The following is an 11,644-nucleotide window of genomic DNA, read 5'->3' on the forward strand; positions in this document are numbered from 1 at the left end:
GCGCTCATTGGGCGCTCCTTGCAAAGCCGCGGGCGGCGCGTTTTTCCAGGAAGTGCATGCTGGTCATGGCGAGCACGGTCAGGCCCAGGTACATGAAGGCGGCGACCATGAAGAAGGTGAACGGCTGCTTGGTCACGGTCACGCCGATCTGCGCGTGGCGCATGATTTCTTCCAGGCCGATCACCGATACCAGCGCAGTGTCTTTCATCAGGATCATGAACAGATTGCCCAGGCCCGGCAGGGCGATGCGCCACATCTGCGGCATGATCAGCCGCGTGAAAATCCGAAATTTCGACAGCCCCAACGCCACACCGGCTTCACGGTGGCCCTTGGGAATGGCGAGGATCGCACCGCGAAACACTTCCGTGGCGTAGGCGCCAAAGCACAGGCCCAGAGCGATGACGCCGGCGGCAAAGGCACTCAGGGACAGGTCGGGGTTACCGAAGAATTCCCCCAGGGCACGCATCAGGTTGACCGTGCCGAAATAAATCAGCAGCACCCACAGCAACTCGGGAATACCGCGAACGATGGTCGAATAAGCACCGCCCAGCCATTGCAACGGCTTGTACGGTGAGGTCTTGGCCAAGGCGCCGGCCAGGCCGAGCACCAGCCCCAGGCACAGGGCCGTGAGCGCCAGTTTGACGGTCATCAGCGCGCCGGCGGCAAGGGCCGGGCCGAATCCGTAGAGGTCGAAATTCATGGTGTTTTCATATCGCGGCAGGCATTGCTGGAAGCCGGCGCGCTCGGATGAGCGCGCCGGTCAGGCCGTTCAGATCATTCGATGCTGAACGGGAAGTACTTGTCGTTGATCTTCTTGTAGGTGCCGTCTGCCTTGATCTCTGCCAGGGCTTTGTTCAGGCGCTCGCGCAGCGGGTCGCCCTTGCGCACGGCGATACCGATCTTGTCGCTCTCTACAACCGGGTCGCCCTTGAATTCATAGGCCGAACCGTCTTTGCTCTTGAGCCATTCGTACTGCACGTACTTGTCGGCCAGGATGCCGTCCAGGCGGCCGGAAGTCAGGTCGAGGTAGGCGTTTTCCTGGGTGTCATACAGTTTGGCCTCGGTGTCCGGCAGCTTGTCTTCCAGGTAGGTGCCAGCCAGGGTCGCACGCTGTGCACCGATCACCTTGCCCTTGAGGTAGGCGGCGTCGGGCTTGAAGTCGGCGGTGGCTTTTGGCGCGATGAACTGCAGCTTGTTGGAGTAGTACGGGTCGGTGAAGTCGACAGCCTGCTTGCGCTCATCGGTGATCGACAGCGAGGACACCAGGAAGTCGAACTTCTTGGCGTTCAGGGCCGGGATGATGCCGTCCCAGTCGGACACATACACTTCGCACTTCTCGACTTTCATCTTGGCGCACAGGGCGTCGCCGATGTCTTTGTCGAAACCGACGACATTGCCGCTGGCGTCCTTATTGTTGAAGGGCGGGTAGGCCGCCTCGATCCCCATTTTCAAGGTTTCTGCCATGGCCGTGGCGCTGAACGCCATCGAGACGGCCGCGGCCAGAAGGAATTTTTTATAGGTCTGCATGCATGTTGCTCCGTTAGCGGTTGCTGGACATGAATTGTTTGCAGCGCGCCGAAAGCGGGTTGTCGAACACCTGCTGTGGCGATCCTTGCTCTTCGACCAGGCCCTGGTGCAGGAACACCACCTCGCTGGACACTTGGCGGGCGAAGCCCATTTCGTGAGTGACCAGCAGCATGGTGCGGCCTTCTTCGGCCAGCGCGCGGATCACATTAAGTACTTCCTGGACCATTTCCGGGTCAAGCGCCGACGTCGGCTCATCGAACAGAATGACCTTGGGCTGCATCGCCAACGTACGCGCAATCGCTGCGCGTTGTTGCTGGCCGCCGGACAGTTGCGCCGGGTAGGCGTGGCGCTTGTCGGCGATGCCGACCTTGGCCAGCAGGGCCTCGGCCACTTCTATCGCCTCGGCCTTGCTCTGGCCGAGCACGCGGCGAGGGGCCTCGATGATGTTGTCGAGGATGCTCATGTGCGGCCACAGGTTAAAGTTTTGAAACACAAAACCGATTTCGCTGCGCAGGCGGTTGATCTGCTTACCGTCGGCGGCCATCAACTCGCCGTTTTTTGCGGCCTTGAGCTTGAGTTCCTCGCCGGCCACCAGGATCTGGCCCTGATGCGGGTTTTCCAGCAGGTTGATGCAGCGCAGGAAGGTGGACTTGCCGGAGCCGGAGGAACCCAGGATCGAGATCACATCGCCGTCGCGAGCGGTCAGCGAGATACCTTTGAGTACCTCCAGCTCACCGTAGCGTTTGTGCAAGTTGCGGATTTCAAGCGCGGGCGCGGCCTCGGCCATGTGCGGTCCTCATTGTGTGCATTGCATTCCTGCTGTTGGGCCGCCTTCCTGGCGAGGCGCCAAGCTAGCATAGCGTTTGGATGACAGCCAACAGCGCTGCGGACGGTTAACAGGTGGTCTGCGGCAGGGTGTCGCATCGGCGCAGCAGCGTGTCGCGCCATCAACAACTAACAGACGTTCGGACCTGGCCAATCCACAGGCTTCGCGTAAAAAAGGGCGCGATGGTGCCAGCTTTGGCCGGGTGTTGGAAGGGTTAACCGGGTAAACGGTGCATATCGGCCCCTTTATAGAGCGCCGCCTGCTTTTTGTGTGTGTTTTTGGTGCGCTCATGCGCGGTGAAAGTGGGTCGCTCGGTAACGCTATAGCGAAATGCCATTGTTCTCAATGACTTGCGACGACTGAGGAATTGTCCTACAGCCCGCGTCAATCCAGGCTTTGTAATATTTTGGCGCAAAACTTGCGTAAAAAATAAAGAACGCCCTGTTGGTTTCTTTTCACGAGAAAGACTGCGGGCCGGGCGAACCGTTTTCGCAATTCCTCCCAAAGGTGTGTCAATGAGTAGTACGCAAAGCTGCAATGACCTCGAACAGGGGCTTAAACCGCGTCATGTGACCATGCTCTCGATTGCCGGGGTGATTGGTGCCGGTTTATTTGTGGGCTCCGGCCATGCGATTGCTGCCGCCGGCCCTGCCGTACTGCTGGCATATGCCGCTGCGGGTACGCTGGTGGTACTGGTGATGCGCATGTTGGCCGAAATGGCCGTTGCCTCACCGGACACCGGTTCGTTCTCTACTTACGCCGACCGTGCGATCGGCCACTGGGCCGGGTTTACCATCGGCTGGCTGTACTGGTGGTTCTGGGTGCTGGTGATTCCGTTGGAAGCCAACGCGGCCGCGACCATTCTGCATGCCTGGTTCCCGGGCGTAGCCATTTGGGCCTTCACCCTGATCATCACCTTGCTGCTGACGGCGACCAATTTGTTCAGCGTGAAGAACTACGGTGAGTTCGAGTTCTGGTTCGCGCTGATCAAGGTCGTGGCGATCGTGGGCTTTGTCATCCTTGGCCTGGCGGCGATTTTCGGCTTTTTACCCACCAGCCAGGTCAGCGGTGTATCGCACCTGTTCGACACCCAGGGCTTTATGCCGAACGGCATGGGCGCGGTGCTGGCGGCGATCCTGACCACCATGTTCTCGTTCATGGGCACTGAGATCGTGACCATCGCCGCCGCAGAATCGAAGAACCCCGGCCAGCAAATCACCAAGGCCACCAACTCGGTGATCTGGCGGATTGGTTTGTTCTACCTCTTGTCGATCTTCATCGTCGTGTCCCTGGTGCCTTGGAATGATCCGACGCTGGCCGCGGTGGGTTCCTACCAGACCGTGCTCGAGCGCATGGGCATCCCGAATGCCAAGCTGATCGTCGACCTGGTGGTGTTGGTTGCCGTGACCAGTTGCCTCAACTCGGCGCTGTACACCGCCTCGCGCATGCTGTTCTCCCTGGGCCGTCGTGGCGACGCCCCGGCTGTGGCCAAACGCACCAATAAAAGCGGCACGCCTTACTGGGCCGTGTTGCTGTCCACGGGCGCTGCGTTCCTGGCGGTGTTTGCCAACTATGTGGCGCCGGCGGCGGTGTTCGAATTCCTGCTGGCCAGTTCGGGCGCCATTGCCTTGCTGGTGTATCTGGTGATTGCCGTGTCGCAACTGCGCATGCGTCAGAAGCGTACGGCAGCGGGTGAGAAGATTGTGTTCAAGATGTGGCTGTTCCCGGGCCTGACCTACGCGGTGATGGTCTTTATCGTGGGCACGCTGACCATCATGCTGTTCCAGGAAGCGCACCGCGTTGAGATCATCGCGACAGGGATCCTGAGCTTGCTGGTGGTGTTGGCGGGGCTGTTTGTTGCGAGTCGTCGCAAGGCCCAGAGAATGGGCGCTGCCGTACTGAACTGACGAAATGTAGATCAAAAATGTGGGAGGGGGCTTGCTCCCGATGGCGGTGGGTCAGTTAACAAATAAGTGACTGACACACTGCCATCGGGAGCAAGCCCCCTCCCACATTTTGTATGTGTCAGTCTGCTGAATTCGTCAGGGCCTGGGACGCTGCTACATAGTCCGCCTGGAACTGCGGCGATTCGATCCACGCCAATGCAGCCGCTTCATCATCGCTGTCAGTGGCCCATTGCCGATATTCAATCAGCGCGGCCAGGATAAAGTCGGTCGCCTCCTCTTCGCCTTCCTGCTCCAGCACCAGCGCCAGCAGCGGGTGCGCCAGGAATACCGCACACAGCGCCTGCTGGCTGATTTCGCCCGCCGTACGCATTTCCACGAACAGCTCGGTCAAGTCCACCGACTCAAGGTCGATACGGCTGTCGTCGCCTGCGAACGCGTCCGGCTTGGTCGCGACGGCACGCTGGGTGCGGTTTTGCTTGGCCTTGGTTTTTGCCCGCTGGGCGCGTTTTTGCTGCTTGTTTGGCGAGGCCATGGGCGTAACGTCCTTGGGTTTGGGGCAGGTATTGAAGCGCAGGTTGGGAGAAATCCCAAGAAGGTTCGGTCGCTCATCCAACTCGACCGCCAGGCAATAGATGAATAGGCTTGGCCTTTGCAACCTGCCAGAGCGTCTTCATGACCCGCGACACCCTCGAGCACAACCAGATTCCCGTCTACTTTGGCGCCATCCTGCTGGCCGCTCTGTGTGGCGTATTCGCACCATCATTCGCTCAGGGCCTCAGCGTGCTGATCACGCCGGCCATCGCGGTATTGATGTATGCGATGTTCCTGCAGATTCCTTTCCTGGAGCTGCGCCGCGGTTGGGGCAGCAAGCGCTTCATGGCGGCGTTGCTGCTGGCCAATTTCATCCTGGTGCCTTTGCTGGTATGGGCGCTGACCCGTGGCCTGTTGGGGCACCCTGCGCTGTTGGTGGGCGCGTTGCTGGTGTTGCTCACGCCGTGTATCGATTACGTGGTGGTGTTTACTCACCTCGGCAAAGGTGACTCGCGGTTGGTACTGGCGGCCACGCCGTTACTGCTGCTGATGCAGTTGGCCTTGCTGCCGGTGTACCTGGGTTTGATGCTGGGCACGCAATCCGAGGTGGTGATCGCGGTCGGGCCGTTTATCCAAGCGTTCCTGGGGTTGATCGTGGCGCCGATGTTGCTGGCCACATTGACCCTGTTCTTCGCCCGGCGATCAATGCTGATCGGCCGGTGGAACAGCGCCTGGGCCTGGCTGCCGGTGCCGGCGATGGCGCTTGTGCTATTTGTGGTGATTGGCTCGCAAATCACATCAGTGATTCGTGACATCGGCGTGCTGCTGCCAGTGCTCGCGGTCTACGCAGGCTTCGTGCTGCTGGCGCCGCTGATGGGAATGTTGGCCGCGCGGCTGTTTGCGCTGCCGGCGGCCTCGGCGCGGGCGGTGACGTTCAGTGCATCCACCCGCAATTCGCTGGTGGTGCTGCCCCTGGCGCTGGCGTTGCCTGAAGGCCTGCGCGGGTTGGCCGCGACGGCGGTGATCCTGCAGACCCTGGTCGAGCTGGTCGCGCAGTTGATCTATATCCGCCTGATCCCGGCCCTGGTGTGGCCCGCCAGCCGCTGACGCGTGAATAATCAGGTTTGTTCAGGCGCTATTCAGGGAGGCGGTCGGCACCATAAGCCCGCGCTTCCCACCTGACAGGTCACCCGATGGATCATCGCAACCGCTTTCGCCTGGAGTCACTGGGCATCTTTCTGATCGCCTTATTGCTGTTCACCTGGGGTATCTGGGACCAGCAGCCCCAGGGCTTTGACGGACGTTGGGCGCTGTTCCTGCAGGAAATGTTTCGCCACGGCGCGAGTCTTTTCCCCACCACCTACGGCCAGCCGTACGCCGATTACCCCGGCACCGCGACCTTCTTCAGCTACGTCTTCGCCCGGTTGTTCGACGCGCCGAACCATCTGGCGAATGTGCTGCCCACCGCGCTGGCTTCGGCCGGGGTGATTGCCTTGATCTATCGCCTGCTCGCGCCGTCCAGCCGGCCCTGGGCATTCCTGACGGTGCTGCTGACATTGCTCACCACCCAGTTGCTCGAAAAGTCGCGCTCGGTGTGCCTGGACCAGATGATCGCGCTGTTGTGCATCGGCACTTTCTACCTGCTGCACAGTGGTGAGCGCCTGGGCTCGCGGTGCAGGCAGCTTGCGGTGTTTCCTCTGTTTATCCTGGCCTTTGCGATTCGTGGGCCGCTGGGGTTGATCGAGGTGTGTGGCGTCGCCTGCGTGTACTCGGCGCTGGGTTGGCCGGGGGAGCGGGTCAGGCAGGTGTTGATTCACGGCGTTGTCGGGTTGGTGTTGCTGGCGGCGTGCTGGTGGCTGTTGATGAAGCTCGCGCGCATCAGTGGTGGCGATGCCTTTGCCGATGAGGTGTTCAAGATGCAGGTCGGCGGGCGCCTCGATGAGTCCGGCGAGCCGTTTTACTTCTACTTCCAGCTGAGTCTGTACCGCTACTTCCCGGTGGTGCCATTGGCGCTGGCTACCTTGATTGCGCTGCGTCATCGTTGGGCGCAACGCTGGGCCAACGAGGATGTGCAGTTATTGATACGGCTCGGCGCGTGCGGCCTGATGATTCTGCTCGGCCTGTCCGTGCCGCATTTCAAGCGTGCTTATTACATTCTGCCCATGGTGCCGATGTTTGCCGCCGTCGCGGCTTATGGGCTGCTCCAGGCGCAAGGCTGGCTCGTTGGCGTGCGTCGCGGTTACGAAGGGCTCGTTGTAGCGCTGCCGGCGCTGTGCGTGGTGGTGCTGTTTGTGTGTCGGCATGCCTGGCACAAGCAGGGTTACTGGCCCGACGTGTCCATGCCGCTATTGATCGGCGTGCTGGTGCTTCTGCAGGTGGCGGCGATGTTTGCGTGGTACCGGGCCACACGTTTGGTGTGGCTCAGCGCAATCGCCCTGGCGGCCCAGTGGTTGTTGCTGGTGAGTGTCATCGAGCCGGCCAAGGACCTTCAGTTTGATACCCGCCAGTTTGTCAGCCAGGTAGAGGCATTGCGGGATGCGCAGCCGGGGCCTCTGGTATTTGTCGACCTGGCCCGGGACACCTGGGCGGTGCGCTACATGATGAACCTGGATCACGATGAGCAGCCGCTGTTCGTCGGGCGTAACGAGCTTGAGAAGCTCGCTACGTTACCCCGGCCATCCTGGGTGATTGTGCCGCGCAAGGACACGGCGCTGTTGAAGGGCTCGCCCGTGGAGCCATTGGCGCCGAGCTTTCAGGGGCGGTTGAATGACAATCCGTTGATGGTGTTTTTGCTCAGATAAGAAGCTCTTCAAGCATAGGGATTATCCAAGTGCTCAAGGCCTCATGAGGGCCTGCACTATCTCAAAAACAGCGCTCAGATAAGTGAAAGGCGTCTGAGAAGAATTCCGGCCACCATCAAATCGCAGGCAATAAAAAATCCCAAGGAACATTGTTCCTTGGGGTTTCTCGGTATTTTGGTGCCCAGAGACGGAATCGAACCGCCGACACGGGGATTTTCAATCCCCTGCTCTACCGACTGAGCTATCTGGGCAACGGGGCGCATTAAACGGGTTTTTCAGGGGGTCGTCAAGCAAGTTTTCAAAAAATATTTAATTATTACCGTCGCTTACGTGCCGACCCCGGTTTTTGATCAATTATTGAGCAGGCGGAACGTAGCCTTCGGCTTGGGCGTATTCCTCGCCGGAAAAGAACTTGTCCATTTCGCCCTGCAGGTATTTGCGGTCTTCGGCGTTCATCATGTTCAGGCGTTTTTCGTTGATGAGCAGGGTCTGGTGTTTCTGCCAGTCGCCCCAGGCTTTGGCGGAGACGTGGTCGTAGATGTCCTGGCCCTTGGCACCCGGAAAAGGGGCGCGTTCGAGTGCGGGCAGTTCTTCTTTGTACTTGCGGCACATGATGGTGCGGGTCATGACGAAACTCCTGCGTTCAATACTTCAGCCGCGCGCTTCAGCAATTTTTTAACCGGGGCGGCAAGGCCCAGGCGCGGCGGGGTGGCGAGGTTATACCAGAGCCAGTCGGCCTCGGCCACGTGATGGGCGCTTTCCTCGACCTGGACCAGCCAGGGTTCGATGGCCAGCTGGAAATGGCTGAAGGTGTGGATCAGCCCCGGCAGTTCCTGATGCTTGCCCAATGCCAATGCGTGCTGGTTGGCCAGATGATCGAGGTCTTCCAGGTCGTCCAGCTCCGGCAGGCTCCACAAACCGCCCCACAGGCCCGTGGAGGGGCGACGGTAAAGCAGGATCGCGCCTTCGGCATTGGCGAGCATCGGCATCAGCGTGCGTTTCTGCGGGATGGTCTTGCGTGGCTTGGGGATCGGGTAGCGCGTTTCCAGGCCGAGCATGTGCGCTTCGCAGCCTTTTTCCAGCGGGCACAGCAGGCAGCTGGGTTTGCTGCGGGTACAAAGGGTCGCGCCCATGTCCATCATTGCCTGGGTGTAGGCGTTGACGCGGTCATGGGGCGTGAAGCGCTCTGCGGTGGCCCACAACTGCTTGGCGACCTTGGGTTCGCCTGGGTAGCCCTCTTGCGCGGTAAAGCGTGCCAGCACGCGTTTCACGTTGCCGTCGAGGATTGGCGCGCGCAGGCCCATGCTCAGGCTGGCGATCGCTCCGGCGGTGGACAGGCCGATGCCTGGCAACTCGGTAAGCTTTTCGACATCCCTGGGAAACTCGCCACCGTAGTCGGCTACCACGATCTTTGCGGTCTTTTGCAGGTTACGCGCCCGGGTGTAGTAACCCAGGCCGGTCCACAGGTGCAGCACTTCGTCTTCCGGCGCGGCGGCCAGGGCTTCGACCGTCGGCAGGGACGCCATGAACCGATCGAAGTAATTGAGCACGGTGCTGACCTGAGTCTGTTGCAGCATGATTTCCGACACCCACACCCGATAAGGCGTAATGCCTTGTTGCCAGGGCAGGTCGTGGCGACCGTGGCGGTCGTACCAGTCGAGTACCGCCTCTGAAAACTGCTCGTCTCTCATCGGTTGAACAAGCCTTTCAGTGCGTCTTTGAGCTTTGGATTCACTTTGTCGAGCTTCTCTTCGAGCTTCTCGTTAAGGCGATTGCCCGCCGCCTTGATGGCGACCTGGCCAAGCCCGTCCTTGTCCAGGCGGCAGGCCTTGGCGCCCAGTTCCAGCGGGCCACGGCAACGCAGCGGCACTTCGATGCCCTGGAAGTTGGCGCCGACCTGGCAGGCCGGGTCCGGCACGTCGCGCTGGTCGCCTTCGACGATGATGCCCACGCGGTAGTCCATGCCCAGCACGCGCAGGTCGACATCGCCATCGCCGTTGAGCGTCAGCCCCGGAATGCGCACCTTCAGGTCTGGGTTACTGGCCACGCCATTGCGGAACGTCAGGTTGCCGCGCAATTCCTGGAAAGGCGTGTCCTTGCCTTGTGGCGTGGTGCTCAGGGTCTTGCGGTTGAGCAGGGCGATACCGGTACACAGTTGTTGCTCGATGTTGGCATTGAGCAACACGCCGTTGTTGATCACGACGTTGGCGGTACCGTTGAGGCTGTCGATCAGGGCCTTCTGGCTGTTGCCTCGGCCACTCAGGTTGCTGTCGAGGGTGATCAGGCCCTTGACCGGCGGGGTTTTCCCCTGGGCCTGCAGGATGCGTTCGACGGGCACTTGCTTGATATGACTTTGCAGCGCCAGCAGCGGGATGTCCTGGCGCACGTCGAGGCTGCCGTTGGCCTGGAATGTACCGTTGTAGAGGCCGCCGCTGAGGCTGTCGAGCTTGAGCTGGCCGTCGATGCCGGAGGCTTTCAATACTGCGTTCTGGATTGGCAACTGGCTCAAGGTCAGCTGACCAAAGGCGAGGTCAGCGTTCACATCCAGGCTGCGCAGGCGGGTCAGTGGCAGCAGTTTGTCACTGCTCCAGGCGCCCTTGGTCGGCGCTTCCGGCAGCGGAGTGCTACCGCCGGCGGCCATCGCCCCGGCTTCGCTGCTCTGCACTTCGGCCTGGCGTGCGGCGGTGGCGCCTTTGGCGGCTTCGGATTTGGCCGGAAGGTAATTGTCGGCGTTGAAGGTATCGCCCTTGAGCTGCACGCGCAGGGACTGTTTGGCGAAATCATCCACGGCGACGCGACCGGTGAAGGAGCTGCCGTCGAGTTTCAGATTGAGGTCTTCCAGCGCAACGCTGGTCGGCGTGCCCTGGACGCGGCTGACCAGTTCGACTTTGCTCAGGCTGCCCGGCGCCATGGCTGGCAGCGGGTGGCCGACGCTCTCGAGGAACTTGGCCAGGTCGAACTGGGCGACCGACAACGCGCCGCTGACCTGCGGGGTTTTGTCCAGGTCATTGACCCGCAGTTCGCCCAGGGCGCGCAATTGGTTGGCCGAAAGTTTCAGGTTGGTCCATTCGGCAAAGTTGGCCGCCAGGTCCACCAGCACTTGGCCCTGGGTGGAGAAGGTCAGGGTCTTGCCTTGCAGGGGCTCGCCGGTGGCTTCCCCGCTCAGGCGCATGTCTTCGAACTGGTAGCGTTTGAGCGCCCGTTGGATGCGTAGATTGCCGTTCAGCTCGGTCTTGAGCCGCATGACCGGTTGGTTGCTGCCCAGGAACGCGGTGAGTTTCAGCGGAATGTTGGCGCCTTCGTGGATCGCGCCGGCGCTGAGCTGGATGCTCTCGGCGCTGAATTGCTTGCCGGTCTGTTCATCGTTGTATTCAACGCGGGCGTTGTTGATGGTCAGGCTGTCGATGTCCAGGCGGATCGGCTGCGGCGGTTTTTCCGGCTTGGTTTCGGCCACCGGCTCGACTGGCGCGGGAGCGGGGGTGCCCGTGGGTTCATCGGGCAGGTTCTTGCCGATGTCTTCCCAGTTGCCGTGGCCGTTCTTGTCGCGGTTGAGGCGCAGGTTCAGGCCTTCGACGCGCACGTCGCTCATCTGCACTTCGCGGCGCAGCAGCGGCAGCACGCGTACCGACAGGCCGAGCATCTGCAGGTCGGCGAAAGGTTGGGTCGGGTTGGTCAGGGTCGCCACCCCGGCTTCGTGCAGCTCCAGGCCCAGCCAGGGGAACAGGCTCCAGCCGATGTCGCCATTGAGCGTCAGCTCGATGTGGGCCTTGTCGCGGGCAATCTGGCGAATTTCTTCTTTGTAGTCGTTGGGATCGAAGAGGTGGGTCAGGGCAAAGCCGAGAGCCACAATGATCAGCAACAGCCCGAGAAATACCAGACCCAGGATTTTGCCGAACGCTTTCATGGGCGAGTCCTTGTATGTCGATTTCAAAATTTAGCCGCAGAGTATAACGCCCGACGGCCTGCATCAGTTCGTGGATCGTTACATTGTATCTACGACCGCCGAAACAAGATTCTGGCGTCAAAAAAACCGATTTGCTGAAAAAAGTGAT

10 protein-coding genes and 1 tRNA gene are annotated in these 11,644 nt (G+C 60.7%); 3 read left to right on the forward strand and 8 right to left on the reverse strand.

Annotated features, from left to right (window positions below; translation table 11 throughout):
* Positions 1-4: 4 nt before the first annotated feature.
* The 3 genes from C4J92_RS01890 to C4J92_RS01900 all read right to left on the reverse strand — a co-directional run bounded on the left by C4J92_RS01890 (position 5) and on the right by C4J92_RS01900 (position 2,314).
* Positions 5-700 (reverse strand): ABC transporter permease, encoded by a 696-nt coding sequence (locus C4J92_RS01890; RefSeq protein ID WP_065883173.1) that lies wholly within the window; start codon positions 698-700, stop codon positions 5-7.
* Positions 701-774: 74 nt separating this feature from the next.
* Positions 775-1,527: an ABC transporter substrate-binding protein gene (locus tag C4J92_RS01895; protein ID WP_057725474.1), complete on the reverse strand. Its 753-nt coding sequence runs from the start codon at positions 1,525-1,527 to the stop codon at positions 775-777.
* A 13-nt stretch (positions 1,528-1,540) separates the two neighbouring features.
* The gene (locus C4J92_RS01900) at positions 1,541-2,314 is read right to left on the reverse strand and encodes an ABC transporter ATP-binding protein (RefSeq protein ID WP_124365477.1); all 774 of its coding nucleotides are present in this window, start codon (positions 2,312-2,314) and stop codon (positions 1,541-1,543) included.
* 554 nt (positions 2,315-2,868) lie between these two features.
* Between C4J92_RS01900 and gabP the strand changes: the two genes are divergently transcribed.
* A complete protein-coding gene (gene gabP / locus C4J92_RS01905) occupies positions 2,869-4,260 on the forward strand; it encodes a GABA permease (protein ID WP_124402784.1) in 1,392 nt (463 codons plus the stop codon).
* Positions 4,261-4,378: 118 nt separating this feature from the next.
* Here the strand turns inward: gabP and C4J92_RS01910 are convergent, their stop codons facing one another.
* Positions 4,379-4,792: a hypothetical protein gene (locus C4J92_RS01910; RefSeq protein WP_057725477.1), complete on the reverse strand. Its 414-nt coding sequence runs from the start codon at positions 4,790-4,792 to the stop codon at positions 4,379-4,381.
* Between the two features lie 140 nt (positions 4,793-4,932).
* On the opposite strand from C4J92_RS01910, the gene C4J92_RS01915 reads away from it, so the two are divergent.
* A complete protein-coding gene (locus C4J92_RS01915; protein WP_124402785.1) occupies positions 4,933-5,898 on the forward strand; it encodes an arsenic resistance protein in 966 nt (321 codons plus the stop codon).
* A gap of 86 nt (positions 5,899-5,984) precedes the next feature.
* Complete coding sequence (locus tag C4J92_RS01920; protein ID WP_124402786.1) at positions 5,985-7,592, forward strand: hypothetical protein; 1,608 nt, start codon at positions 5,985-5,987, stop codon at positions 7,590-7,592.
* A gap of 175 nt (positions 7,593-7,767) precedes the next feature.
* Here C4J92_RS01920 and C4J92_RS01925 read toward each other — a convergent pair.
* The 4 genes from C4J92_RS01925 to C4J92_RS01940 all read right to left on the reverse strand — a co-directional run bounded on the left by C4J92_RS01925 (position 7,768) and on the right by C4J92_RS01940 (position 11,496).
* A tRNA-Phe gene (locus C4J92_RS01925) sits at positions 7,768-7,843 on the reverse strand.
* Between the two features lie 103 nt (positions 7,844-7,946).
* Entirely contained in the window at positions 7,947-8,219 is a 273-nt protein-coding gene (locus C4J92_RS01930) for an oxidative damage protection protein (protein ID WP_124360851.1), read from the reverse strand.
* Positions 8,216-9,283, reverse strand: coding sequence for an A/G-specific adenine glycosylase (gene mutY, locus C4J92_RS01935; protein WP_124402787.1), 1,068 nt, complete (start codon positions 9,281-9,283; stop codon positions 8,216-8,218). Before mutY ends, C4J92_RS01930 begins: the two co-directional genes overlap by 4 nt.
* Positions 9,280-11,496, reverse strand: a complete 2,217-nt coding sequence (locus C4J92_RS01940; protein WP_124402788.1) for an AsmA family protein — start codon at positions 11,494-11,496, stop codon at positions 9,280-9,282. Before C4J92_RS01940 ends, mutY begins: the two co-directional genes overlap by 4 nt.
* Between the last annotated feature and the right edge of the window lie 148 nt (positions 11,497-11,644).

It is taken from the genome of Pseudomonas sp. R3-18-08, from assembly GCF_003852065.1.
Lineage (GTDB): Bacteria > Pseudomonadota > Gammaproteobacteria > Pseudomonadales > Pseudomonadaceae > Aquipseudomonas.

Coding starts and splice junctions, on each gene's coding strand:
- mutY (WP_124402787.1), bottom strand. CDS start 9,283: ATGAGAGACGAGCAGTTTTCAGAGGCGGTACTCGACTGGTACGACCGC.
- C4J92_RS01895 (WP_057725474.1), bottom strand. CDS start 1,527: ATGCAGACCTATAAAAAATTCCTTCTGGCCGCGGCCGTCTCGATGGCG.
- C4J92_RS01910 (WP_057725477.1), bottom strand. CDS start 4,792: ATGGCCTCGCCAAACAAGCAGCAAAAACGCGCCCAGCGGGCAAAAACC.
- C4J92_RS01915 (WP_124402785.1), top strand. CDS start 4,933: ATGACCCGCGACACCCTCGAGCACAACCAGATTCCCGTCTACTTTGGC.
- C4J92_RS01900 (WP_124365477.1), bottom strand. CDS start 2,314: ATGGCCGAGGCCGCGCCCGCGCTTGAAATCCGCAACTTGCACAAACGC.
- C4J92_RS01930 (WP_124360851.1), bottom strand. CDS start 8,219: ATGACCCGCACCATCATGTGCCGCAAGTACAAAGAAGAACTGCCCGCA.
- gabP (WP_124402784.1), top strand. CDS start 2,869: ATGAGTAGTACGCAAAGCTGCAATGACCTCGAACAGGGGCTTAAACCG.
- C4J92_RS01940 (WP_124402788.1), bottom strand. CDS start 11,496: ATGAAAGCGTTCGGCAAAATCCTGGGTCTGGTATTTCTCGGGCTGTTG.
- C4J92_RS01890 (WP_065883173.1), bottom strand. CDS start 700: ATGAATTTCGACCTCTACGGATTCGGCCCGGCCCTTGCCGCCGGCGCG.
- C4J92_RS01920 (WP_124402786.1), top strand. CDS start 5,985: ATGGATCATCGCAACCGCTTTCGCCTGGAGTCACTGGGCATCTTTCTG.